Raw genomic sequence first — 24,014 nt, forward strand, 5'->3', positions numbered from 1 at the left:
GGTGGATATCGGTGGGTGTCGTGTCGGTCGGTCCACCTATCATTGAGCCATGATTCGCCGCATCGACCTCCGTGAGGCCTCGCCCTCCATCGACTACCGCACGAGCGTGCCCCGTGCCGAGTTCGACGTCGAGGCGGCCACGCATGCGGTGAAGCCGATCATCGAGGCGGTCCGCACCCGTGGTGTCGACGCCATCCGGGAGTACGGACTCCAGTTCGACGGCGTCGACGTGGCCGAGATCCGGGTCCCGACCGAGGCGCTGGGTGAGGCGCTCGCCGACCTCGACCCCGGCGTACGTGCCGGTCTGGAGGAGGCCATCCGTCGTCTGCGCCTCACCTGCGCCGCCGAGCTCGAGCAGGACGTCACCACCGAGCTGGCCCCCGGTGCCACGGTGACCCACCGCAAGGTGCCCGTCGACCGTGTCGGCCTCTACGTCCCCGGTGGCCTCGCGCCGCTGGTGAGCAGCGTCGTGATGAACGTCGTCCCCGCCCAGGTCGCCGGCGTCGGCTCGATCGCCCTGGCCAGCCCGCCCCAGAAGCACAACGGTGGACTGCCCGAGTCCACGATCCTGGCCGCCTGCGCACTGCTCGGCGTCGACGAGGTCTACGCGGTCGGGGGCGCGCAGGCCATCGCCATGTTCGCCCACGGCGCGGGTCCCTGCGCCAAGGTCGACCTGGTCACCGGCCCGGGCAACATCTACGTCGCCGCCGCCAAGCGCGAGCTGCGCGGCGTCGTCGGCATCGACTCCGAGGCCGGCCCGACCGAGATCGCGATCCTGGCCGACGACTCCGCCGACGCGTCCTTCGTGGCGGCCGACCTGATCTCCCAGGCCGAGCACGACCCGATGGCTGCCTCGGTGCTGGTGACCGACTCCCCGGTGCTGGCCGACGCCGTCGTCGCGGCCCTCGAGGTGCAGGTGGCCGCGACCAAGCACGTCGAGCGGATCCGGACGGCCCTGCAGGGCCAGCAGTCCGGCATCGTGCTGGTGCGCGACGTCGACCAGGGGCTTGACGTCGTCAACGCCTACGCCGCCGAGCACCTCGAGATCCACACGCGTGACGCCGCGGCCGTGGCCGCCCGCGTGCGCAACGCCGGCGCGATCTTCGTCGGCTCCTGGGCGCCGGTCTCCCTGGGCGACTACTGCGCAGGCTCCAACCACGTGCTTCCCACGGCTGGCTGCGCCTGCCACTCCTCGGGCCTGTCGGTGCGCGCCTTCACCAAGTCGGTGCACGTCATCGACTACTCGCGCGAGGCCCTGGCCGAGGTGGCCGACCACGTCGTCACCCTGGCTGGAGCCGAGGACCTCCCGGGCCACGGCCAGGCCGTGCAGGTGCGGTTCGCGGGTGACGGGGAGTGACCGCGCTCAGCTGGCCCCCGTTGCGCGACGCGCTGGTGGGGGACGAGCCCTACGGTGCGCCCCAGCTCGACGTGCCGGTGGCGCTGAACACCAACGAGAACCCGTACGGGCCCTCGGAGGCGGCTGCCGCTGACATCGCCGAGGCGGTGCGCGAGGCGGCCCTCGGGCTCAACCGCTACCCGGACCGCGAGTTCACCGCGCTGCGCCACGCGCTCACCGACTACCTCAACACCGACGGTGGCCAGGGCCTGACCCCTGACATGGTCTGGGCAGCCAACGGCTCCAACGAGGTCATGATGCAGATCCTGCAGGCCTTCGGTGGGCCCGGGCGCACGGCGATCTCGTTCGCCCCCACGTACGCGATGTACCCCGAGTACGCCCGCAACTCCCTCACCGAATGGGTCGCGGGGCGCCGCGAGGACGACTTCAGCCTCGACCTGGAGGCGGCTCGCCGGATGGTCGAGGAGGTCCGTCCGGCCGTCGTGCTACTGCCGAGCCCCAACAACCCGACCGGCACCGCCCTGCCCCCGGAGGCGGTCTCGGTGCTCTGCGAGGCCGCCGGCAACGGCATCGTGGTGATCGACGAGGCCTACGGCGAGTTCCGTCGCGAGGGCGTGCCGAGCGCGCTCGAGCTGATCGGCACCCACCGCAACCTGGTCGTCACCCGCACCATGTCGAAGGCCTTCGCCCTGGCCGGGGCCCGGGTGGGCTACCTGGCCGCCCGGCCCGAGGTCGTCGACGCGATCCGCATCGTGCGCCTGCCCTACCACCTCTCGGCCGTCACCCAGGCAGCAGCGCTGGCCGCCCTGCGGCACGCACCGGAGCTGCTCGGCAAGGTCGACGACCTGCGCGCCGAGCGCGACGCCTGCGTCGAGTGGCTGCGCGCGCAGGGGCTCGAGGTCGCCGACTCCGACGCCAACTTCGTCCTCTTCGGTCGGTTCGCCGACCGTCACGCCGTCTGGCAGGGCCTGCTCGACGCCGGCGTGCTGATCCGCGAGACCGGCCCCGAGGGCTGGTTGCGGGTCTCCGTCGGCACCCCGGCCGAGATGGCCGCCTTCCGCGACGCCCTCACCACCGTGATGGCCGACCCCTCCACCACCGTCAAGGAGAACCGATGAGCCGCACCGCCCGGATCGAGCGTCGTACCAAGGAGTCCTCGGTCCTCGTCGAGGTGAACATCGACGGCACCGGCCGCACCGACGTGTCCACCGGGGTCGGCTTCTTCGACCACATGCTCGACGCCTTCGGTCGCCACTCGCTGGTCGACCTGACCGTGAAGACCGAGGGTGACACCCACATCGACGCGCACCACACCGTCGAGGACACCGCGATCATCCTCGGCCAGGCGCTGCGCCAGGCCCTCGGTGACAAGAAGGGCATCCGTCGCTTCGGCGACGCGACCGTGCCGCTCGACGAGGCGCTCGTCCAGGGCGTCGTCGACCTCTCCGGCCGTCCCTACTGCGTCCACACCGGCGAGCCCGAGGGCCAGATCTACGTGGCGATCGGTGGCGACTACCAGGGCTCGCTGACCCGTCACGTCTTCGAGTCGATCTCCTTCCACGCCCAGATCGCGCTGCACGTGCGCGTGCTCGCCGGACGCGACCCGCACCACCTGGTCGAGGCGCAGTTCAAGGCCTTCGCCCGGGCGTTCCGCGACGCCGCTGCCATCGACCCGCGCGAGACGGGCGTCCCCTCGACCAAGGGCACCCTGGAGGGTGACGGCGTGGAGAGCGGATCCGCAGCGGCAGGGGCGCCGGCGTGAGCAAGCCGTCCGTCGTCGTCCTCGACTACGGGTCGGGCAACCTCCGCTCGGCCGTCCGGGCCGTCGAGCGCGCCGGGGGAGAGGTCACCCTGACCAGCGACTTCCAGACCGCCCTGGACGCCGACGGCCTGCTGGTGCCCGGAGTCGGGGCGTACGAGTCCTGCATGAAGGGCCTGCGCGCCATCAAGGGCGACCGCATCATCGGGCGTCGGCTCTCCGGGGGCCGACCGGTGATGGGCATCTGCGTGGGCATGCAGATTCTCTTCACGAAGGGCGTCGAGCACGGCGTCGAGACCGACGGCTGCGACGAGTGGCCCGGCACCGTCGAGCGCCTCCAGGCGCCCGTGGTGCCGCACATGGGCTGGAACACCGTCGAGGTGCCCGAGGGCAGCCAGCTCTTCGCCGGCGCCGAGGACGAGCGCTTCTACTTCGTGCACTCCTACGGCGTGCGGGAGTGGGAGCTAGTCACCAACGACCGCACCGCCGCGCCGCTGGTGACCTGGGCCGAGCACGGCGGGGACCGCTTCGTCGCCGCCGTGGAGAACGGCCCCCTCTGGGCGACGCAGTTCCACCCGGAGAAGTCCGGTGACGCGGGCGCCACGCTGCTGCGCAATTGGGTCAACACCCTCTGACACCCCGGTCCCGTCCGCACCGCTGCGGGGCGGACGGACCACCTGAGAAGGACGACATGACGAACTACCTCCAGCTCCTCCCGGCCGTGGACATCTCCGGTGGCCAGGCCGTCCAGCTCTCCCAGGGGGTGGAGGGCACCGGCGGCCGGTACGGCAACCCGGTCGACGCCGCGCTGCGCTGGCAGGAGGCCGGCGCCGAGTGGCTGCACCTGGTCGACCTCGACGCCGCCTTCGGCAAGGGTGACAACTTCGAGATCAAGTCCGAGATCGTGCGCCGGCTCGACATCAAGGTCGAGATGACCGGCGGCATCCGCGACGACGAGTCGCTGCGCAAGGCGCTCGCCACCGGCTGCGAGCGGGTCAACATCGGCACCGCCGCGATCGAGAACCCCGAGTGGTGCGCCCGCGCCATCGCCGAGCACGGCGACCGGATCGCGATCGCCCTCGACGTGCGCGGCACCACACTGGCCGGGCGCGGCTGGACGTCGGAGGGTGGCGACCTCTACGAGACGCTGGCCCGCCTCGACGCGGAGGGCTGTGCCCGCTACGTCGTCACCGACGTCAACAAGGACGGCATGCTCCAGGGCCCGAACACCGAGCTGCTGCGCAACGTCTGCGCCGCCACCGACCGCCCGGTCATCGCCTCGGGCGGCATCTCCACCATCGACGACATCGCCGCCCTGGCCGAGCTGGTCGACCTCGGGGTCGAGGGTGCGATCGCCGGCACGGCGCTCTACGAGGGTCGGTTCACCCTCCAGGAGGCGCTCGCCCTCACCCTCCCGAAGGGGGGACGGGCATGAGCCTCGCGGTGCGTGTGATCCCGTGCCTCGACGTCGACGGTGGCCGCGTGGTCAAGGGCGTCAACTTCAGCGAGCTGCGCGACGCCGGTGACCCCGTCGAGCTGGCACGGCTGTACGACGCCGAGGGTGCCGACGAGCTGACCTTCCTTGACATCTCCGCCTCCCACCAGGGGCGGGCCACGACGATGGAGATCGTCTCCCGCACCGCCGAGGAGGTCTTCATCCCCCTCACCGTCGGTGGAGGGGTCTCCAGCGTGGAGGACGTCGACCGGCTGCTGCGGGCCGGTGCCGACAAGGTCGCCATGAACACGGCCGCGATCCGACGCCCCGAGCTGATCTCCGAGGTCTCCGACCGTTTCGGCAGCCAGGTGCTGGTGCTCTCGGTCGACGCGCGTCGTGCCGCCGGCACCGACTCGGGCTTCGAGGTGACCACCCACGGTGGTCGCCAGTCGGCCGGCATCGACGCGATCGCCTGGGCGGCCCGTGCGGCCGAGCTCGGCGCGGGGGAGATCCTGCTCAACTCGATGGATGCCGACGGCACCCGCGACGGCTTCGACCTCGAGATCATCCGGGCGGTGCGCCGCGAGGTGAACATCCCCGTGATCGCCTCCGGCGGCGCCGGCGAGCTCGGCCACTTCTCGCCGGCCGTCGACGCCGGTGCCGACGCGGTGCTGGCCGCCAGCGTCTTCCACTTCGGCACGCTGCGGATCTCCGACGTCAAGCAGGCCCTGGCGGCTGACGGGCACCCCGTCCGCTGACCCGCTCCACCCCGCCGACCCTCGGCCCGGCGCGCACGAGAGCGTCGGGACCGGTTCCCCCGGGGAAGCACCGGACCACCACCCCGGAGTCCGGGGAATGCCACCGGCGTACCCCGGGTTGCCCCCAGAGGCGCTGCGTCGACCGACGAAGGCTGCCGTCCGCACGGAAGAGGAGTGAGCCCTGAGCACCACCACGACCGAGGCGACGAGGTCCCCGGCCCCCGGGACCGGCGGCGTCCCGCCCGAGGCGGCGCCGCGACGTCGTACCTCCACGACGTGGGAGGGGTTCCGGGTCCTGGGCGTGGCCGTCCGCCGCGAGCCGTGGGTCTTCATCCTCTCCACCGTGGGCAGCGTGCTCTTCGCCGTGCTCACCGTCGCCGACGCCTGGGTGCTCGGGTGGTCCACGGACCACGTCGTGATCCCCGCCTTCGAGGACGGTGAGATCGGCACCGCGATGCTCTGGGCCGTCGTCGCCCTCTTCGTGGGAGTGGCCCTGCTGCGCGCGGTGGGCATCGTGGCCCGACGCCTCGGCGCCGGCATCATGCAGTACCGGATGCAGGCGCACACCCGTCGCGAGGTCACCCGCAAGTACCTCGAACTGCCGATGGAGTGGCACCAGCGCCACCCGACCGGCCAGCTGCTCTCCAACGCCTCCAGCGACGTCGAGGCCGCGTGGGCGCCGATCGCGCCCTTCCCGATGGCGCTCGGCACGGTCGTGATGATGGTGATCGCAGTCGTGCAGATGCTGGCCGCCGACCTGGTGCTCGCCCTCGTCGGGCTGCTCGTCTTCCCGGCCGTCTTGGTCGCCAACGTGGTCTACCAGCGTCTGGCGTCACCGCTGATGACGCGCGCTCAGCGACTGCGCGCCGAGGTGGCCGAGGTGGCGCACGAGTCCTTCGACGGCGCCATGGTCGTCAAGACGCTGGGGCGCGAGGGGGAGGAGACCGCGCGCTTCGCCGCCAAGGTGCAGGAGCTGCGCGAGGTCAACACCCGCGCCGGACGGGTGCGGGCCGCGTTCGACCCCGTGCTCGCCGCGCTGCCCAACCTCGGGGTCCTGGTCGTCCTCGCGGTCGGCGTGGCCCGGGTGGAGTCCGGCGTCACCGTCGCCGGCGACGTGGTGACGGTGGCCTACCTGCTCACCATCGTCTCGTTCCCGATCCGCGCCATCGGGTGGCTGCTCGGCGAGTTCCCACGCAGCGTCGTGGGCTACGACCGCACGCGCGCCGTGCTCGACGCGACCGGCACCATGCCGCACGGCGACCTGCCTGCGCCCGTCAGCGCTCACGGGGCGCGACTCAGCGTCGACGGCGTGGCGTACGCGTACGACGAGGCCCCGGTGCTCCGCGGCGTCGACTTCGAGGCCGCGCCCGGACGAACCGTCGCGATCGTCGGTGCCACCGCCTCGGGCAAGAGCACCCTGACCCAGCTGCTGACCCGGCTGGTCGACCCCGACGAGGGCGCCATCCGCCTCGACGGCATCGACCTGCGCGACCTCGCCCCCGGCGAGCTCGCCCGCGTGGTGGCCGTCGTGCCGCAGACCGCCTTCCTCTTCGACGACACCGTGCGGGGCAACGTGACCCTGGGCGCGGAGGTCGGCGACGACGAGGTCTGGTCGGTGCTGCGCACGGCCCAGGCCGAGGAGTTCGTGCGGGCGCTCCCGCTCGGCCTCGACACCCCGCTGGGGGAGCGCGGCACCTCGTTGTCGGGAGGACAGCGTCAACGGCTCTCGCTGGCGCGGGCGCTGCTGCGCCGTCCCCGCCTGCTCGTGCTCGACGACGCCACCAGCGCGGTCGACCCCGAGGTCGAGCAGCGCATCCTGGCCTCGCTGCGCTCCGGCGAGGCCGGTGACACCACGCTGGTCGTGGTCGCCTACCGGAAGGCCACGATCGCCCTGGCCGACGAGGTCGTGCACCTCGAGCAGGGGCGCGTCGTCGACCGCGGGCCGCACGCCGACCTGCTGGCGCGCAACGCGTCGTACGCCCGTCTCGTCAACGCCTACGAGCAGCCCCGTCCCGACGTCGAGGAGGTGCTCGGATGAGTCTTCGTCCCGGAGCCACCGGTCCCGTCGGCAGCCAGGTCTCCTCCGGTGAGGAGATCGGGGCCGTCGAGACGATACGGCGTGGCATCGCCCAGACCCCCGAGCTGCTCCACGGCGTCGGGTGGACCCTCTTCTTCGCGGTCATCGCCTCGCTCGGCCAGGTGATCGTGCCCATCGCCGTGCAGCAGACGCTCGACCGTGGCCTCGCCGGCCCCGGCGGCCCGGACCTGGCGTTCGTGGCCTGGATGGGCCTGGCCGCCTTCGGTGGCCTCATCGTCACCAGCGTGGCGTCGTACTTCATGACGTCGCGCCTCTTCACCACCAGCGAGGGCGGGCTGGCGACGCTGCGGACGAAGGCGTTCCGCCACATCCACGACCTGTCGTTGCTCACCCAGAGCACCGAGCGCCGCGGGGCGCTCGTCTCGCGCGTCACGAGCGACGTCGACCAGGTCAGCCAGTTCCTGGTCTTCGGTGGCCTGCTGCTGGTGATCAGCGTCGGCCAGGTGCTGGTCGCCACGGTGATCATGGCGTTCTACTCGTGGCAGCTCTGCCTGGTCGTCTGGCTCTGCTTCGCCCCGCTCTTCGCCTCGATCCGCTACTTCCAGCGCAAGCTCTCCGACGCCTACGGGGTCGTCCGACGCCAGGCCGGCACCATGCTGTCCGCAGTCTCAGAGCCCGTCGTCGGCGCCTCGGTGGTGCGGGCGTACGCCGTGCAGGAGCGCACCCAGGAGCGCATCGACACCGCGATCGACGGCTTCAAGGCGGCCAGCACGCGCGCCCAGCAGTTCACCGTCTTCTCGTTCTCCCTGGGTGGCATCTCCGCCGGCCTCGCCAACGCGGGCGTCCTGGTGATCGGGGTGCTGCTCGGCTTCACGGGCGACATGACGGCCGGGACCGTGCTGGCCTTCGCCTTCCTGGTCACCCTCTTCGTGGGCCCCGTGCAGATGGGCACCCAGATCATCACCGACGCGCAGAACGCGATCGCCAGCTGGCGCCGCGTCATCGGCATCCTCGAGATGCCGGCCGACGTGGTCGACCCCGGCGGGGAGGGCACCGCCCTGCCGCGCGGCCCGATGGACGTCCGCTTCGAGGAGGTCTCCTTCGCCTACCCGGGTGGTCCGCTGGTGCTGCGCGACGTCGACCTGGAGCTCCGTGCGGGCACGCGCGTCGCGATCGTCGGTGAGACCGGCTCGGGCAAGTCCACCTTCGCCAAGCTGCTGACCCGGCTCATGGACCCGACCACCGGCCGCGTGCTGCTCGACGGGGTCGACGTGCGCGAGGTCGCCCATGCCAGCCTGCGCCGCGGCGTGGTGCTGGTGCCGCAGGAGGGATTCCTCTTCGACGACACGTTGGCCGCCAACGTGCGCTACGGACGCCTGGACGCGACCGAGGACGACATCGTCCGCGCCGCCGAGGAGCTCGGCCTGGCCGACTGGCTCGACGGCCTGCCCGACGGCGTACGCACCGAGGTCGGTCAGCGTGGCGAGTCGCTGTCGGCGGGGGAGCGGCAGCTCGTGGCGCTGCTGCGCGCCCACCTGGCCGACCCCGACCTGCTCGTCCTGGACGAGGCCACCAGCGCGGTGGACCCCGAGCTGGAGGTGCGCATCGGGCGCGCGCTGGAGCGGCTGATGTCCGGACGCACGTCGGTGACCATCGCCCACCGCCTCAGCACGGCCGAGCAGGCCGACGAGGTGGTGGTGGTCGACGCCGGACGTGTCGTGCAGCGCGGGCCGCACCGCGAGCTCGTCTCGCAGCCGGGGCTCCCGTACGCCCGGCTCCACGCCTCCTGGGTCGCCCAGCACGGGCGCTGAGCCGGTGACGGTTTCACACCAGAGGTCACAGGAGGGGGCGCAGCAGGAGTCCGGCGGCGCCGGCCCACCCGCCGCGCGCGATACTGGGGGAGTGACTGCACTCGACCCCGACATCGCCGCCCGGCTCAAGCGCACCTCCGACGGGTTGGTCCCCGCGGTCGTGCAGCAGCACGACACCGGCGAGGTGCTGATGCTCGGCTGGATGGACGACGAGGCCCTGGCCCGTACCCTGACGACCGGACGCGCCACCTACTGGTCGCGCAGCCGCCAGGAGTACTGGGTCAAGGGGGAGACCTCGGGCCACGTGCAGTGGGTCAAGGAGGTCCGGCTCGACTGCGACAAGGACACGCTGCTGGTGAAGGTCGACCAGGAGGGCGCCGCCTGTCACACCGGTGACGCCACCTGCTTCGACGCCGACCTGCTGCCGGCGGTGCCCGGTCGTGGCTGACCGGTCGTTCGGCCCCACCCTGCTCGCCGGCCTGGCCGGCGCGGGCCTCGCCGCCACCGCCGGCCACCGTGACTGGGTGGAGCTCTCCGCCCGCGGCAGCGACCAGGCAGCGGCCGACTGGTTCTGGCAGAACGCCCCCGGCCTCGGCCAGATGCCCGCCTCGGGTGCGCTCGGCCTGGTGGCGCTCGCCGCGTGGGGCGTGCTGCTGGTGACCCGCGGTGCGTGGCGCCGAGCGGTCGCCGGCCTCGGCCTGCTGGCCTCCCTCGGGCTCGCCGCCGTCTGGGTGATCGGGGCGCTGACGCTGCGTGATGACGTCTCCGCCGCCGTGACGCGCGCCGAGCTGGCGCCGGGGTGGTCCCTGGGCTGGACGTCGTGGTTCGTGATGGCCGGGATCGCCGTCGTGCTCCTGGTGCCGGCGCACGTCGTCGCGCTCCTGCGCGTCCCGCGGTGGCCGGCCATGGGCAGCCGGTACGACGCCCCGACCGGTGCGCCGCGCCCCGGTGCGGAGTCGTCCGCGGCAGCCGCGGCCGTCCCGGTCGCCGACCTCGGCGAGGAGGACCCTGCCGACGTGTGGAAGGCCATCGACGAGGGCCGCGACCCGACGGAACGGGTCGACCCCTAGACTGGTGCCCGGTCCGCGCTGCGGGCTGGACGTACTCGCACGGATCAGGAGCACAACTCATGGCTGACAACCACGGAAACACCCCCGCCGCCTGGACCGCTGTCGCGGTGGCGATGGTCGGCTTCGTGATCGGCAGCGTCGCGCTCATGCTGACGCCCGTCTCCATGGTCCTCTTCTGGGTCGGCGTCGTTGTCGCCGTCGTCGCCCTCCCGCTCTTCATGGTGATGGCGAAGATGGGCCTCAACGAGGAATCCCACTGATCCGAGCCTGACCGGCCGTGGTCCACGTGACCTCCCCGGTGGGCCCGGTGCCCACCACCCGGGCGCAGCGTCTGCGTCCGGTCCTCGCCGCGGGCGCCGTCGTCGGTGCCGCCACGCTGGCGCTGCACCTGCGTGACCCGCACGTGCAGGGCAGCTGGGGCTTCTGCCCCACCGCGCTGGTCGGCTTCGCCTGCCCGTTCTGCGGCAGCCTGCGCGCCGTCCACCACCTCACCGACCTCGACCTGGTGGCGGCTGCCTCGAGCAACCTCGTCCTGGTCGCCGCGGCGCCGGTGGCCGTCGTGCTGTGGCTGCGTGCGGTGCTGCGTGCCTGGCAGGGCAGGCAGCCGCTGCTGCCGGCCCTTCCCGCCGCCGCGTGGTGGGGGATCGGCGTGGCCCTCGCCGTCTTCGCGCTCTGGCGCAACCTTCCGGTGCCGCTGGGGGAGTGGCTCGCGCCCTGAGCTGCCGCTCGAGCCACTGGACTGGTGCCCGGGGCTCACCGCCGGGGTGAGAGGCTTGTCCCTGTTCGTCCCGCCAGCCCTGGAGGAATCCGCGTGTCCGTCCTCGACGACATCGTCGCCGGTGTCCGGATCGACCTCGCCCGCGCGAGTCCGAGACGCCGTTGCGCGACCTGCGGGCCGCGTTGGCCGACGTCGACGCCCCCCTCGACCCGATGCCGCACTTCTCGGCGCCCGGGTCCAGCGTCATCGCCGAGGTGAAGCGCTCCAGCCCCAGCAAGGGCCACCTCGCCGACATCCCCGACCCGGCCGACCTGGCGGTTGCGTACGCCCGTGGCGGCGCCGCGGCGATCTCCGTCCTCACCGAGGAGCGCCGGTTCAAGGGTCCCTCGACGACCTGCGCGCGGTGCGCGCGGCCGTCGACGTGCCGATCCTGCGCAAGGACTTCATCGTCGAGTCCTACCAGCTCGTCGAGGCCCGTGCCGGGGGCCGACCTCGCCCTGCTCATCGTCGCCGCCCTGGACGACGACACCCTGCGCCGCCTCCACGACGAGGCCCGCGAGCTCGGGCTCACCGTGCTGGTCGAGGTGCACGACGAGGAGAGACCGAGCGTGCCGTCCGCCCTCGCGCGCTCCCTGATCGGGTCAACGCCCGCAACCTCAAGACGCTGGCGGTCGACCACACCACTTCTCGCGGCTCGGCCGCTCGTGCCCGACGACCGGGTCAAGGTCGCCGAGTCGGGCATCAACTCGACGGACGACGTGGCTGGCTTCGTGGCCGACGGGCGCCCGGGTCGTGCTCGTGGGGGAGGCGCTCGTCAAGGACGGCGACCCCGAGCAGGCCGTCCGCAGCATGACAGGAGTAGGACTGTGACAGGGCAGGCAGACGCAGGCCGGCCGGGCCGTTACGACGCCGACGAGCGGGGCTTCTTCGGCGACTTCGGTGGCCGTTTCATGCCCGAGGCGCTGGTCGCCGCGCTCGACGAGCTGACCGAGGCCTGGAACGGCGCGATGGCCGACCCGGAGTTCGTGAAGTCGTTCGAGGACGTCCTCGCCGACTACGCCGGCACCCCCAGTCGGCTCTACCACGCGGAGCGGCTCTCGGCGCAGTACGGCGCCCGGATCCTGCTCAAGCGCGAGGACCTCAACCACACCGGCGCCCACAAGATCCGCAACGTGATGGGCCAGGCCCTGCTCACCAAGCGGATGGGCAAGACCCGCGTCATCGCCGAGACCGGCGCGGGCCAGCACGGCGTCGCCAGCGCGACCGCCGCGGCCTACTTCGGCCTCGACTGCACGGTCTACATGGGTGCGGTCGACACCCGGCGCCAGGCGCTCAACGTCGCCCGGATGCAGATGCTGGGCGCCACCGTGGTCCCGGTCGAGTCCGGAAGCGCGACGCTGAAGGACGCCATCAACGAGGCGCTGCGTGACTGGGTCGCCAGCGTCGACCACACCGCGTACCTCTTCGGGACGGCGGCTGGTCCGCACCCGTTCCCGAGCATGGTCCGCGAGTTCTGCCGCGGCATCGGCGACGAGGCGCGCGCCCAGGTGCTGGAGCAGTTCGGCCGGCTCCCTGACGCCGTGACCGCCTGCGTCGGCGGCGGCTCCAACGCCATCGGCCTCTTCACCGCCTTCCTCGAGGACGAGGACGTCGCCATCTACGGCTTCGAGCCGGGCGGCGACGGCGTCGAGACGGGCCGTCACGCGGCCACCATCTTTGCCGGCGACTCCGGCGTGCTGCACGGCGCGCGCACCTTCGTGCTGCAGGACGAGGACGGCCAGACGGTCGAGTCCCACTCGATCTCCGCCGGTCTGGACTACCCGGGCGTCGGCCCCCAGCACTCCCACCTGGCCAGGGTCGGGCGCGCCACCTACCTCCCGGTGACCGACTCCGAGGCGATGGACGCGATGGCCCTGCTCGCGCGCACCGAGGGGATCATCCCGGCCATCGAGAGCGCCCACGCGCTGGCCGGCACCCTGAAGGTGCTGCCGGAGCTGGTGGCCGAGAAGGGCCCGGAGACGACCGTGGTCGTGAACCTCTCCGGTCGTGGTGACAAGGACATGGGGACCGCCATCGAGTGGTTCGGACTGGGAGGCTCGTGATGGGCACCGCACCCGCCTTCGAGCGCGCGAAGGCCGAGGGTCGCGCGGCCCTCGTCGGCTACCTGCCGGCCGGCTTCCCCGACCTGCAGCGCTCGATCGACGCCATGAAGGTGATGGTCGACTCCGGCTGCGACGTGATCGAGGTGGGCCTGCCCTACTCCGACCCCGTCATGGACGGCCCGACGATCCAGGCAGCCGCCCAGCAGGCGCTCGACGCCGGCATCCGTACGAAGGACGTGCTGACCGTCGTCGAGGCGGTGGCGGCCACCGGGGCGCCGACCGTCGTGATGACGTACTGGAACCCCGTCGAGCGCTACGGGGTGGAGCGCTTCGCCACCCACCTGGCCAACGCCGGCGGCTCGGGCCTGATCACGCCCGACATCACCCCCGACAGCGGCGAGGAGTGGATCGCTGCGGCGGACGCCCACGACCTCGACAAGATCTTCCTGGTCGCCCCCTCCTCGACCGACGCGCGGGTGGCGATGACCACTGCGGCGTGCCGCGGCTTCGTCTACGCGACCGCCGTCATGGGGGTCACCGGAGCGCGCACCTCGACCAGTGACCTGGCCGGCCCGCTCGTGGCGCGCACCAAGGCCACCACCGACTTGCCCGTCGGGGTCGGCCTCGGCGTCAGCAACGGCGAGCAGGCTCGCGAGATCGCCCAGTACGCCGACGGCGTCATCGTCGGCTCGGCCTTCGTGCGGGTGCTCCAGCAGCACGCCGACGACCACGCTGCCGGCCTGCGGGCCCTGGCAGCGCTCACCGAGGACCTGGCGAACGGGGTGCGGGGATGACCCGTGGGTGGGGACGGCGTCTCGCGCTCGGCCTGGCGGCCGGCGTGCTGGCCACCGGAGCCCTCGCCTGCAGCCCGGCCACGCAGGAGCCGTCCGAGGCGGGCATCTACGGAGCCGAGCTCGACCAGCCCTACGAGGCCGCCGCGATCCCGCTGACGACCACGTCGGGGGAGGAGCGGGCGCTGGCCGACGTCGACAACGACCTGACGCTGGTCTTCTTCGGCTACACCCACTGCCCCGACATCTGCGGCGTGGTCATGTCCACGATCGCCTCGGCCCTGACCCAGGTCGACGAGGAGCTCCGCGACCGGGTCGACATGGTCTTCGTCACCACCGACCCGGCCCGTGACGACGCCGAGGTCCTGCGTGCTACCTCGACCGCTACAACCCCGAGTTCGAGGGCTCACCGGCAGCCTGGACGCCATCGTCGAGACCGGGCGCTCGGTCAGCGTCGCGGTCGAGGAGGGCGAGAAGCTGCCCAGCGGCGGCTACGAGGTCGTGCACTCCGACCACGTCGTGGGCCTCGACGAGGACGGCCTCGGCCAGATCGTGTGGACCAAGGACGTCTCGGCCAAGCAGATGGCCTCGGACATCGAGTCCCTTCTGAGCCGCTGAAGCCTGCCGCTGAACCCTGCCGCTGAACCACTGCCGCTGAACCCTGCCGAACACTGGAGCTCCCATGCTGAGCCAGCTCGTCGCCCTGGCCATCCCCAGCCCCGACCAGGGCGTGTGGCACCTCGGGCCCGTGCCCCTGCGTGCGTACGCGCTCTGCATCATCCTCGGCGTCGTCGTCGCGGTCTGGATGGGGGAGCGGCGCTGGGTGGCACGCGGTGGCCAGCCCGGCGACGTGCAGGACCTTGCCCTGTGGGCGGTGCCGTTCGGCCTCGTCGGCGGCCGGCTCTACCACGTCGTGACCGACCACCAGCTCTACTTCGGAGACGGCAACGACCCGATCACCGCCCTCTACGTGTGGCGCGGCGGGCTCGGCATCTGGGGCGCGATCGCCCTCGGTGCCCTGGGCGTCGTGATCGGCGCCCGGCTCAAGGGCATCAAGGTGCTGCCCTTCCTCGACGCACTGGCTCCCGGGGTGCTGCTCGCCCAGGGCATCGGGCGCTGGGGCAACTGGTTCAACCAGGAGCTGTACGGCCGTCCCACCGACCTGCCGTGGGGTCTCGAGATCGACGACGCCCACCGGCCGTACGACTACGTCGGGGCCGACGTCGTCTTCCACCCCACCTTCCTCTACGAGAGCCTGTGGGCGCTCGCCGGCTGCCTCCTGCTGCTCTGGCTCGACCGGCGCCGGCGCTTCGCCCCCGGCCAGCTGGTCGCGCTCTACGTGATGGTCTACACGGCCGGTCGCGTCTGGATCGAGAACCTGCGCATCGACTCGGTGCAGTACGACGACCTGCTGGGCCTGCGCCTCAACAGCTGGACGTCGATCCTGCTCTTCGCGGTGGCGCTGGTGTGCTTCTGGCTCCTGCGCCGCCGGGCGGCGCAGGAGGGGGCAGCCGCCCCCGCGTCCGCCGTCGGTGACGGGGGTCCGGAGCCGGCCGGTTCTGAGAAGGCCGTTGACGCAGAGCCGGGCGACGACCGATCCTGAGTGGGCGGGCTTCCGCCCGAGATGGGGGAGCCAGCCCCCCTGGGTGGTAAAGTTCCGCCGTCCGGGCCAACGTCGTCCCGCGAGATCTTCACATCGTGGCCATCCCCCTCCTCTCGAGGCGGGTGCTGCCACCCAGGACGACGGGAGAAATGCCCATGCACGCATTCCCGCCTCACCAAGGGCTGTACGACCCCGCCTTCGAGCACGACTCGTGTGGCGTGGCCTTCGTCGCGACCCTGACCGGCGTTGCGAGCCACGACATCGTGGCCAAGGGCCTGGAGGCCCTGATCAACATGGAGCACCGCGGCGCCGCGGGCGCCGAGACCAACTCCGGTGACGGCGCCGGCATCCTGATCCAGGTGCCGGACGCCTTCCTCCGCGAGGTCGTCGACTTCGAGCTCCCCGCCGCCGGTGCGTACGCGGTCGGCACCGCCTTCATCCCGGGCGACGAGGCCGCGGTGGCCGACACCGTCCAGGCGATCGAGAAGATCGCTGCCGAGGAGGGCCTCGAGGTCCTCGGATGGCGCGACGTCCCGGTCAACCCCGAGGTGCTCGGTGCGACCGCCCTGTCGGTCATGCCGACCTTCATCCAGCTCTTCGTCGCCTCCCCGGGCGCTGCCGTCACCGGCATGGACCTGGAGCGCCAGGCCTTCTGCCTGCGCAAGCGCGCCGAGCGCCTGACCGAGGTCTACTTCCCCTCGCTCTCCTCGCGCACGCTGGGCTACAAGGGCATGCTCACCACCGAGCAGCTCGGCCAGGTCTTCCCCGACCTGTCCGACGAGCGCATGGCCTCGGCCATCGCCGTGGTGCACTCGCGCTTCTCGACGAACACGTTCCCGAGCTGGCCGCTGGCCCACCCGTTCCGCTTCATCGCGCACAACGGTGAGATCAACACCGTCAAGGGCAACCGCAACTGGATGCGGGCCCGGGAGGCGCTGCTCGACTCCGACAAGTTCGGTGGCGACCTCGACCGCCTCTTCCCGATCTGCACCCCCGAGGCCTCCGACTCGGCCTCGTTCGACGAGGTGCTCGAGCTGCTGCACCTCGGCGGCCGGACCCTCCCGCACTCGGTGCTCATGATGATCCCCGAGGCGTGGGAGAACAACGAGCAGATGGACCCGAAGCTCCGGGCCTTCTACGAGTTCCACTCCACGATGATGGAGCCGTGGGACGGCCCCGCCTGCGTCGTCTTCACCGACGGCACCCAGATCGGCGCCGTGCTCGACCGCAACGGCCTGCGTCCCTCCCGCTACTGGGTGACCGACGACGGCCTCGTGGTCCTCTCCTCCGAGGTCGGCGTGCTCGACATCGACCCCGCCAGGATCGTCCGCAAGGGCCGCCTGAAGCCGGGTCGCATGTTCCTCGTCGACACCGAGGAGCACCGCATCGTCGAGGACGACGAGATCAAGGCCGGCCTCGCCGCCGAGCACCCCTACGAGGAGTGGCTGCGCGACAGCCTGATCAACCTCAAGGACGTCCCGGACCGCGAGCACGTCGTGCACACCCACGCGTCCGTGGCCCGACGCCAGCAGGTCTTCGGCTACACCGAGGAGGAACTGCGCGTCATCCTCGCGCCGATGGCCAACACCGGTGGCGAGGCGCTGGGCTCCATGGGCACCGACACGCCCATCGCCGCCCTGAGCGACAAGCCGCGCCTGCTCTTCGACTACTTCCAGCAGCTCTTCGCCCAGGTGACGAACCCGCCGCTGGACGCGATCCGCGAGGAGCTCGTCACCTCGCTGTGGGGCACCGTCGGTCCGGAGTCCAACCTGCTGGAGCCCTCCGCGGACTCCTGCCGCCAGGTGGTCATCCCGTTCCCGGTGCTCTCCAACGACGACCTCGCCAAGCTCCGCTACCTCCACCAGGACAGCGAGCGCCCCGAGTTCGTCACCCACGTCGCCCGGGGCCTGTACGAGGTCGCCGGCGGCGGCGCGGCGCTGGCTGCGCAGATCGACGAGATCTGCCACGAGGTCTCGGCCGCCATCGCCGACGGTGCCCGGATCATCGTGCTGTCGGACCGTCACTCGACGGCCGACCTGGCGCCAATCCCGTCGCTCCTGCTCACCGCGGCGGTCCACCACCACCTGGTGCGTGAGAAGACGCGTACGCAGGTCGGGCTGGTCGTCGAGGCCGCCGACGTGCGCGAGGTCCACCACGTCGCCCTGCTGATGGGCTTCGGTGCCGGCGCGGTCAACCCGTACCTGGCCATGGAGACGGTCGAGGACCTGGCGCGCGAGGGCTACTACGTCCAGGTCGAGCCCGAGGTCGCGGTCAAGAACCTGATCAAGTCGCTCGGCAAGGGCGTCGTGAAGGTGATGAGCAAGATCGGTGTCTCGACGGTCGCCTCCTACACGGGTGCGCAGATCTTCGAGGCCATCGGCCTGTCGACCGACCTGGTCGACAAGTACTTCACCGGCACCACCTCCAAGCTCGGCGGCATCGGCATCGACACCATCGCCGAAGAGGTCGCCCTGCGCCACGCCCAGGCGTACCCGCGCGGCGGCGTCGTCTCGGGCAACCGTGAGCTCACCACCGGTGGTGAGTACCAGTGGCGTCGTGACGGCGAGCCGCACCTGTTCGACCCGGAGACGGTCTTCCGCCTCCAGCACTCGACGCGCCAGGGCCGCTACGACATCTTCAAGCAGTACACCGCGCGCGTGGACGAGCAGTCCGAGCGCCTGATGACGCTGCGTGGCCTGTTCCGGTTCAAGGATGCGGAGCAGACCGGTCGGGGCCCGATCCCGATCGACGAGGTCGAGCCGATCAGCGAGATCGTCAAGCGCTTCTCCACCGGCGCGATGTCCTACGGCTCGATCAGCCGCGAGGCGCACGAGACGCTGGCGATCGCCATGAACCGGTTGGGCGCCAAGTCCAACACCGGTGAGGGTGGCGAGGACCCGGAGCGTCTCTACGATCCCGAGCGTCGTTCGTCGATCAAGCAGGTCGCCTCGGGACGCTTCGGCGTCACCTCGGAGTACCTGACCAACGCCGACGACATCCAGATCAAGATGGCCCAGGGCGCGAAGCCCGGTGAGGGCGGCCAGCTGCCGGGCAACAAGGTCTACCCCTGGGTGGCCAAGACCCGTCACTCCACCCCGGGCGTCGGCCTGATCAGCCCGCCGCCGCACCACGACATCTACTCGATCGAGGACCTGGCGCAGCTGATCCACGACCTGAAGAACGCGAACCCGTCCTCGCGGGTCCACGTGAAGCTGGTCTCCGAGGTCGGTGTCGGCACGGTCGCCGCGGGTGTCTCCAAGGCGCACGCCGACGTCGTGCTGGTCTCCGGCCACGACGGCGGCACCGGTGCCTCGCCGCTCACCTCGCTCAAGCACGCCGGTGGTCCGTGGGAGCTCGGCCTGGCCGAGACCCAGCAGACCCTGCTGCTCAACGGCCTGCGTGACCGGATCGTGGTGCAGGCCGACGGCCAGCTGAAGACCGGCCGCGACGTCATCATCGCCGCCCTGCTGGGCGCCGAGGAGTTCGGCTTCGCGACCGCTCCGCTCGTGGTCTCCGGCTGCGTGATGATGCGCGTGTGCCACCTCGACACCTGCCCGGTGGGTGTGGCCACCCAGAACCCGGTGCTGCGCAGCCGCTTCAGCGGCAAGCCCGAGTTCGTGGTGAACTTCTTCGAGTTCATCGCCCAGGAGGTGCGCGAGCTCCTCGCCGAGCTCGGCTTCCGCTCGATCGACGAGGCCGTGGGCCAGGTCGACGTGCTCGACACCGTCAAGGCCGAGCACCACTGGAAGGCCTCCGGCCTGGACCTGGCGCCGATCCTGCACAAGGTGGAGAACCCGCCGCAGTTCGCCGACCAGGACCTGCGCTGCACCAAGAGCCAGTACCACGCCCTCGACAAGGCCCTGGACAACGAGCTGATCCGGCTCGCGGCCCCGGCCCTGGAGAACGGCGAGCCGGTGCGCGCCCAGGTCAAGGTCTCCAACGTCAACCGCACCGTCGGCACCATGCTCGGCCACGAGGTGACCAAGCGCCACCGCGGCGAGGGTCTGCCCGACGGCACGATCGACATCACCTTCACCGGTTCGGCGGGCCAGTCCTTCGGCGCGTTCGTGCCCAAGGGCATCACCCTGCGGCTCGAGGGTGACGGCAACGACTACGTCGGCAAGGGCCTCTCGGGCGGTCGCATCGTGGTGCGTCCCTCGCGTGAGGCCACCTTCGACGCCAGCGAGCAGGTCATCGCCGGCAACACGATCGGCTACGGCGGCACGTCGGGCCAGATCTTCCTGCGCGGGCAGGTCGGCGAGCGCTTCTGCGTCCGCAACTCGGGCCTCACCGCCGTCGTGGAGGGCGTGGGCGACCACGGGTGCGAGTACATGACCGGTGGCCGCGTCGTGGTCCTCGGCCCGACGGGACGCAACTTCGCGGCCGGCATGTCCGGCGGTGTCGCCTACGTCCTCGACCTCGACGCCTCGCGGGTCAACCCCGAGCTGGTCGACCTGACCCCCCTCGGCGCCGACGAGGCCGCCGAGCTCGAGGCGCTCGTCCGCGAGCACCTGGAGGAGACCGGTTCCACCGTCGCCGAGCAGCTGCTCGCCGACTGGCCCGCCGCGGTGGGTCGCTTCACCGAGGTCATGCCTCGGGACTACCGACGCGTGCTCACCGCACGCGCCGAGGCCCTCGCCGAGGGTCTCGACGAGGACCAGGCTGCTGCGCGCATCATGGAGGTGCTTCATGGCTGACCCGAAGGGCTTCCTCAAGCACGACCGCCAGGTGGCTGGCCGTCGTGCCGTGGAGGAGCGAGTCAAGGACTGGAACGAGGTCTACCCCGACGGGATCGGCCGCGCGCTGCTCCCGATCATCAACACCCAGGCCAGCCGCTGCATGGACTGCGGCATCCCGTTCTGCCACCAGGGTGCCCGCTGGGCAACATCATCCCGGAGTGGAACGACCTGGTCTTCCGCAACGACTGGGAAGGCGCGATCGACCGCCTGCACAAGACGAACAACTTCCCGGAGTTCACGGGTCGTCTGTGCCCGGCACCGTGCGAGACCGCCTGCGTCCTGGGGATCAACCAGAACCCGGTGACGATCAAGAACGTCGAGGTCTCGATCATCGACCGTGCCTGGGAGTCCGGCTACGTCCGGCCCGAGGCGCCGGAGTGGCTCTCGGGCAAGACCGTCGCCGTCGTGGGCTCCGGCCCCGCCGGCCTGGCGGCCGCCCAGCAGCTGACCCGGGCCGGTCACACGGTCGCCGTCTACGAGCGCGCGGACAAGCCCGGCGGTCTTCTCCGCTACGGCATCCCCGAGTTCAAGATGGAGAAGAAGCACCTCGACAAGCGCCTCGACCAGATGCGCCGTGAGGGCACCATCTTCCGCAGCGGCGTCGAGGTCGGGCAGGGCACCCTGACGGGTGAGCGCCTCCAGCAGCGGTACGACGCGATCGTGCTGGCTGTCGGCTCGACGGTGGCGCGTGACCTGCCGGTCCCGGGGCGCGAGCTCAACGGCATCCACCAGGCCATGGAGTTCCTGCCGCAGGCCAACCGTGAGGCGCTCGGCCAACCGGTCGAGGGCCAGATCCGTGCCGACGGCAAGCACGTCGTCATCATCGGTGGCGGTGACACCGGCGCCGACTGCCTCGGCACCTCGATCCGTCACGGTGCCGCGAGCATCACGCAGCTCGAGATCATGCCGCAGCCGACGCCCGAGCGTCCGACGGGTCAGCCCTGGCCGACCTACCCGATGATCTTCCGCGTCTCCTCGGCGCACGAGGAGGGTGGCGAGCGCGTCTACTCGATCTCCACCACCGAGTTCGTCGGTGACGACGAGGGCAACGTCAAGGCGCTCCGCTTGGTCGAGGTCGACGCGAAGTTCCAGCCCGTCCCGGGCACGGAGAAGGAGATCCCGGCCGACCTGGTCCTGCTGGCGATGGGCTTCGTCGGGCCCGAGCAGCCCGGCCTGGTCGAGCAGCTCGGCGTCGAGCTCGACGAGCGCGGCAACGTCGCCCGCTCGAAGAACTACGAGTCCTCGGTCCCCGGCGTCTTCGTGGCCGGTGACGCCGGACGCGGCCAGTCGCTCATCGTGTGGGCGATCGCGGAGGGCCGTGCTGCGGCCGCCGCGGTGGACGAGTACCTCACGGGATCGACCGAGCTGCCGTCGCCCATCCCGCCGACGGCTCGCCCGCTGGTGGTCTGACGACGCACTGCTGGTCCGGCCGGGTCGCCCTTCGGGGCGGCCCGGCCGGCGCCATTTCGGTCGCCCGATTTCATCGCGGTGACACCTCGCCGACACGTTGGTCCAGACCGGGGCGGCTAGACTCGTCGGGTGCGTAGAGCAAAGATCGTTTGCACCCTTGGCCCGGCTGTCGACAGCCCTGAGAAGATCACCGAGCTCCTTGAGGCAGGGATGGACGTCGCCCGCCTCAACATGAGCCACGGCACGCACGCGGACCACGCGCGCATGTACGCCATGGTGCGGGAGGTGAGCGAACGCACCGGCCGGGCGATCGGCATCTTCGCCGACCTGCAGGGCCCCAAGATCCGCCTCGGCAACTTCCGCGACGGGTCCGCGGTCCTGGTCCCCGGCCAGGAGTGGACCATCACCACCCGCGACGTCGAGGGCGACGGCACGGAGTGCGGGACGACGTACGAAGGCCTGCCCGGCGACGTCAACGCCGGCGACCCGATCCTCATCGACGACGGCAAGGTCCGTCTCGAGGTCGTCGCGGTCGACGGCCAGGACGTCCGCACGAAGGTGATCGTGGGTGGACCGGTCTCCAACCACAAGGGGATCAACCTCCCGGGCGTCGCGGTCTCCGTGCCCGCGCTCTCGGAGAAGGACACCGAGGACCTGCGCTGGGCCCTCCACCAGGGCGTCGACTTCATCGCGCTGAGCTTCGTGCGTCACGCCGAGGACGCCGACGACGTGCGCGCGATCATGGACGAGGAGGGCATCACCGTCCCGGTGATCGCCAAGATCGAGAAGCCGCAGGCCATCGACAACCGCGAGGCCATCATCGACGCCTTCGACGGCCTGATGGTCGCGCGCGGCGACCTCGGCGTCGAGTGCCCGCTCGAGCAGGTCCCGCTGCTGCAGAAGACGCTCATCGAGCTGGCCCGCCGCCACGCCAAGCCGGTCATCGTCGCGACCCAGATGCTCGAGTCGATGATCAACGCCCCGGCCCCCACCCGTGCCGAGGCCTCCGACGTCGCCAACGCGGTGCTCGACGGCGCCGACGCGGTGATGCTGTCGGGGGAGACCAGCGTGGGTCGCCACCCGATCGCCACCGTGCGCACCATGGCCCGCATCGTCGAGAACACCGAGGACCACGGCCTGGCCCGCATGGCAGCCGTCGACTGGCAGCCGCGGACCAAGGGCGGCATCATCTCCAAGGCTGCGGCCGAGGTCGCCGGGCGCATGCAGGCCAAGTTCATGGTCGCCTTCACCCAGAGTGGCGACTCGGCCCGACGGCTGGCCCGCTATCGCGGTGCCATCCCGCTGCTCGCCTTCAGCCCGCTCGCCGAGACCCAGCGCCAGCTCTCGCTGACCTGGGGCGTCGAGCCGATGCACACCTCCGAGGTGCGCAGCACCGACGAGATGGTGCGCCAGGTCGACGAGATGCTGCTCGCTTCGGGCCGGGTCGAGGAGGGCGACTGCATCGTCATCACCGCCGGCACGCCGCCGGGCATCCCGGGCTCCACCAACGCCCTGCGCGTGCACCGCATGGGTGACGCGATCAAGGGCGTGGCCCCCGCCTACCGCGGCGAGGACTGAGCCCCGACGTGAGAGCCACGACGTGAGAAGGGCGCCCGACATGACGTCGGGCGCCCTTCTGCGTGGTGCGTGCCCCGGGTGGGATTCGAACCCACACTGGACGGTGTTTGAGACCGCTTCCTCTACCGGTTGGGATACCGGGGCCTGCTCACCGCGACACAACTTACTGCAGACCCGTGGCGTCCACGCCTGCCGGGGGAGGGGATAACCTCGGTACGTGACTGCCTCGCCCCTCCCCGCTCCCACCGTCGTGATCGCCGAGGACGAAGCCCTCATCCGCATGGACCTGGCCGAGATGCTGGCCGAGGAGGGCTACGACGTGATCGGTCAGGCCGCCGACGGTCAGCGGGCCATCGACCTGGCCGAGGAGCTGCGACCCGACCTGGTGATCCTGGACGTCAAGATGCCCGTCCTGGACGGGATCGCGGCCGCCGAGCGGATCGCCGCCCAGCGGATCTGCCCCGTCGTGATCCTCACCGCCTTCAGCCAGCGCGAGCTGGTCGAGCGGGCGCGTGACGCCGGAGCCATGGCCTACCTGCTCAAGCCCTTCAGCAAGGCCGACCTGGCGCCGACCATCGAGATGGCGGTGGCCCGGTTCACCGAGGTGAAGGCCCTGGAGAGCGAGGTCGCCGACCTCTCCGAGCGCCTCGAGACCCGCAAGACGATGGACCGCGCCAAGGGCCTGCTGCAGAGCGAGCTGGGCCTGTCGGAGGTCGACGCCTTCCGGTGGATCCAGAAGACCGCGATGGACCTGCGCCTGTCGATGCGACAGGTCGCTGCCGGGGTCATCGAGCACGGACCCAGCATCGCGCAGGGCTGATGCCCGGGGCCGCCGCACCTCAAGG

20 protein-coding genes, 1 tRNA gene and 2 pseudogenes are annotated in these 24,014 nt (G+C 71.4%); 22 read left to right on the forward strand and 1 reads right to left on the reverse strand.

Annotated elements, in window-relative coordinates; translation table 11 throughout:
* Nucleotides 1–49 precede the first annotated feature (49 nt).
* The 21 genes and pseudogenes from hisD to pyk all read left to right on the forward strand — a co-directional run bounded on the left by hisD (nucleotide 50) and on the right by pyk (nucleotide 23,169).
* The gene (gene hisD / locus E2C04_RS07055) at nucleotides 50–1,357 is read left to right on the forward strand and encodes a histidinol dehydrogenase (protein ID WP_135832080.1); all 1,308 of its coding nucleotides are present in this window, start codon (nucleotides 50–52) and stop codon (nucleotides 1,355–1,357) included.
* Nucleotides 1,354–2,475: a histidinol-phosphate transaminase gene (locus tag E2C04_RS07060; protein WP_135832081.1), complete on the forward strand. Its 1,122-nt coding sequence runs from the start codon at nucleotides 1,354–1,356 to the stop codon at nucleotides 2,473–2,475. Before hisD ends, E2C04_RS07060 begins: the two co-directional genes overlap by 4 nt.
* Nucleotides 2,472–3,119 carry an imidazoleglycerol-phosphate dehydratase HisB gene (gene hisB / locus E2C04_RS07065; RefSeq protein ID WP_135832082.1) on the forward strand — a complete coding sequence of 216 codons (648 nt, stop codon included), beginning with the start codon at nucleotides 2,472–2,474 and terminating at the stop codon, nucleotides 3,117–3,119. The genes E2C04_RS07060 and hisB overlap by 4 nt, the downstream gene beginning before the upstream one ends.
* Nucleotides 3,116–3,751, forward strand: coding sequence for an imidazole glycerol phosphate synthase subunit HisH (gene hisH, locus E2C04_RS07070; protein ID WP_135832083.1), 636 nt, complete (start codon nucleotides 3,116–3,118; stop codon nucleotides 3,749–3,751). The genes hisB and hisH overlap by 4 nt, the downstream gene beginning before the upstream one ends.
* A 56-nt stretch (nucleotides 3,752–3,807) precedes the next feature.
* Nucleotides 3,808–4,551, forward strand: coding sequence for a bifunctional 1-(5-phosphoribosyl)-5-((5-phosphoribosylamino)methylideneamino)imidazole-4-carboxamide isomerase/phosphoribosylanthranilate isomerase PriA (gene priA / locus E2C04_RS07075; protein WP_135832084.1), 744 nt, complete (start codon nucleotides 3,808–3,810; stop codon nucleotides 4,549–4,551).
* Complete coding sequence (hisF, locus tag E2C04_RS07080; RefSeq protein ID WP_135832085.1) at nucleotides 4,548–5,309, forward strand: imidazole glycerol phosphate synthase subunit HisF; 762 nt, start codon at nucleotides 4,548–4,550, stop codon at nucleotides 5,307–5,309. The genes priA and hisF overlap by 4 nt, the downstream gene beginning before the upstream one ends.
* 301 nt (nucleotides 5,310–5,610) lie before the next feature.
* Nucleotides 5,611–7,347 carry an ABC transporter ATP-binding protein gene (locus tag E2C04_RS07085; RefSeq protein ID WP_229721502.1) on the forward strand — a complete coding sequence of 579 codons (1,737 nt, stop codon included), beginning with the start codon at nucleotides 5,611–5,613 and terminating at the stop codon, nucleotides 7,345–7,347.
* Entirely contained in the window at nucleotides 7,344–9,158 is a 1,815-nt protein-coding gene (locus E2C04_RS07090; protein ID WP_135832087.1) for an ABC transporter ATP-binding protein, read from the forward strand. The genes E2C04_RS07085 and E2C04_RS07090 overlap by 4 nt, the downstream gene beginning before the upstream one ends.
* 91 nt (nucleotides 9,159–9,249) lie before the next feature.
* Complete coding sequence (gene hisI / locus E2C04_RS07095) at nucleotides 9,250–9,606, forward strand: phosphoribosyl-AMP cyclohydrolase (protein WP_135832088.1); 357 nt, start codon at nucleotides 9,250–9,252, stop codon at nucleotides 9,604–9,606.
* Entirely contained in the window at nucleotides 9,599–10,228 is a 630-nt protein-coding gene (locus E2C04_RS07100) for a Trp biosynthesis-associated membrane protein (protein ID WP_158630626.1), read from the forward strand. The genes hisI and E2C04_RS07100 overlap by 8 nt, the downstream gene beginning before the upstream one ends.
* A gap of 59 nt (nucleotides 10,229–10,287) precedes the next feature.
* The gene (locus tag E2C04_RS07105) at nucleotides 10,288–10,488 is read left to right on the forward strand and encodes an HGxxPAAW family protein (protein WP_135832090.1); all 201 of its coding nucleotides are present in this window, start codon (nucleotides 10,288–10,290) and stop codon (nucleotides 10,486–10,488) included.
* 17 nt (nucleotides 10,489–10,505) lie between these two features.
* On the forward strand, nucleotides 10,506–10,946 hold the full coding sequence (locus E2C04_RS07110) for a DUF2752 domain-containing protein (RefSeq protein ID WP_202977926.1): 441 nt from the start codon (nucleotides 10,506–10,508) through the stop codon (nucleotides 10,944–10,946).
* 421 nt (nucleotides 10,947–11,367) lie between these two features.
* Nucleotides 11,368–11,799: a hypothetical protein gene (locus tag E2C04_RS22280; RefSeq protein ID WP_238694498.1), complete on the forward strand. Its 432-nt coding sequence runs from the start codon at nucleotides 11,368–11,370 to the stop codon at nucleotides 11,797–11,799.
* 13 nt (nucleotides 11,800–11,812) lie between these two features.
* Complete coding sequence (gene trpB, locus E2C04_RS07120) at nucleotides 11,813–13,048, forward strand: tryptophan synthase subunit beta (RefSeq protein ID WP_188421482.1); 1,236 nt, start codon at nucleotides 11,813–11,815, stop codon at nucleotides 13,046–13,048.
* Nucleotides 13,048–13,842, forward strand: a complete 795-nt coding sequence (trpA, locus tag E2C04_RS07125) for a tryptophan synthase subunit alpha (protein ID WP_135832091.1) — start codon at nucleotides 13,048–13,050, stop codon at nucleotides 13,840–13,842. The genes trpB and trpA overlap by 1 nt, the downstream gene beginning before the upstream one ends.
* A pseudogene (locus E2C04_RS21885) lies at nucleotides 13,839–14,174 on the forward strand (SCO family protein); the annotation flags it as partial. The gene trpA and the pseudogene E2C04_RS21885, both read left to right, overlap by 4 nt.
* A gap of 34 nt (nucleotides 14,175–14,208) precedes the next feature.
* Nucleotides 14,209–14,457: a thioredoxin domain-containing protein gene (locus tag E2C04_RS19520; protein ID WP_238694470.1), complete on the forward strand. Its 249-nt coding sequence runs from the start codon at nucleotides 14,209–14,211 to the stop codon at nucleotides 14,455–14,457.
* 64 nt (nucleotides 14,458–14,521) lie between these two features.
* Complete coding sequence (gene lgt / locus E2C04_RS07135; protein ID WP_135832093.1) at nucleotides 14,522–15,442, forward strand: prolipoprotein diacylglyceryl transferase; 921 nt, start codon at nucleotides 14,522–14,524, stop codon at nucleotides 15,440–15,442.
* Nucleotides 15,443–15,591: 149 nt separating this feature from the next.
* The gene (gene gltB, locus E2C04_RS07140) at nucleotides 15,592–20,139 is read left to right on the forward strand and encodes a glutamate synthase large subunit (RefSeq protein ID WP_135832094.1); all 4,548 of its coding nucleotides are present in this window, start codon (nucleotides 15,592–15,594) and stop codon (nucleotides 20,137–20,139) included.
* Nucleotides 20,132–21,591, forward strand: a pseudogene (locus E2C04_RS07145) (glutamate synthase subunit beta). The gene gltB and the pseudogene E2C04_RS07145 overlap by 8 nt, the downstream one beginning before the upstream one ends.
* Before the next feature lie 129 nt (nucleotides 21,592–21,720).
* A complete protein-coding gene (pyk, locus tag E2C04_RS07150) occupies nucleotides 21,721–23,169 on the forward strand; it encodes a pyruvate kinase (RefSeq protein ID WP_135832095.1) in 1,449 nt (482 codons plus the stop codon).
* Between the two features lie 70 nt (nucleotides 23,170–23,239).
* Here the strand turns inward: pyk and E2C04_RS07155 are convergent.
* Nucleotides 23,240–23,313 (reverse strand) — tRNA-Leu (locus E2C04_RS07155).
* A gap of 73 nt (nucleotides 23,314–23,386) precedes the next feature.
* Here E2C04_RS07155 and E2C04_RS07160 point away from each other — a divergent pair.
* Entirely contained in the window at nucleotides 23,387–23,989 is a 603-nt protein-coding gene (locus E2C04_RS07160) for an ANTAR domain-containing response regulator (protein ID WP_135832096.1), read from the forward strand.
* The last annotated feature ends 25 nt before the right edge of the window (nucleotides 23,990–24,014 follow it).

Source organism: Nocardioides daphniae (genome assembly GCF_004777465.1).
Taxonomy (GTDB): domain Bacteria; phylum Actinomycetota; class Actinomycetes; order Propionibacteriales; family Nocardioidaceae; genus Nocardioides; species Nocardioides daphniae.

Bases quoted from the DNA above. Each gene is read 5' to 3' on its own strand.
- priA (WP_135832084.1), top strand. From the start codon at position 3,808: ATGACGAACTACCTCCAGCTCCTCCCGGCCGTGGACATCTCCGGTGGC.
- lgt (WP_135832093.1), top strand. From the start codon at position 14,522: ATGCTGAGCCAGCTCGTCGCCCTGGCCATCCCCAGCCCCGACCAGGGC.
- E2C04_RS07105 (WP_135832090.1), top strand. From the start codon at position 10,288: ATGGCTGACAACCACGGAAACACCCCCGCCGCCTGGACCGCTGTCGCG.
- hisD (WP_135832080.1), top strand. From the start codon at position 50: ATGATTCGCCGCATCGACCTCCGTGAGGCCTCGCCCTCCATCGACTAC.
- trpA (WP_135832091.1), top strand. From the start codon at position 13,048: ATGGGCACCGCACCCGCCTTCGAGCGCGCGAAGGCCGAGGGTCGCGCG.
- hisB (WP_135832082.1), top strand. From the start codon at position 2,472: ATGAGCCGCACCGCCCGGATCGAGCGTCGTACCAAGGAGTCCTCGGTC.
- E2C04_RS07090 (WP_135832087.1), top strand. From the start codon at position 7,344: ATGAGTCTTCGTCCCGGAGCCACCGGTCCCGTCGGCAGCCAGGTCTCC.
- gltB (WP_135832094.1), top strand. From the start codon at position 15,592: ATGCCCATGCACGCATTCCCGCCTCACCAAGGGCTGTACGACCCCGCC.
- hisF (WP_135832085.1), top strand. From the start codon at position 4,548: ATGAGCCTCGCGGTGCGTGTGATCCCGTGCCTCGACGTCGACGGTGGC.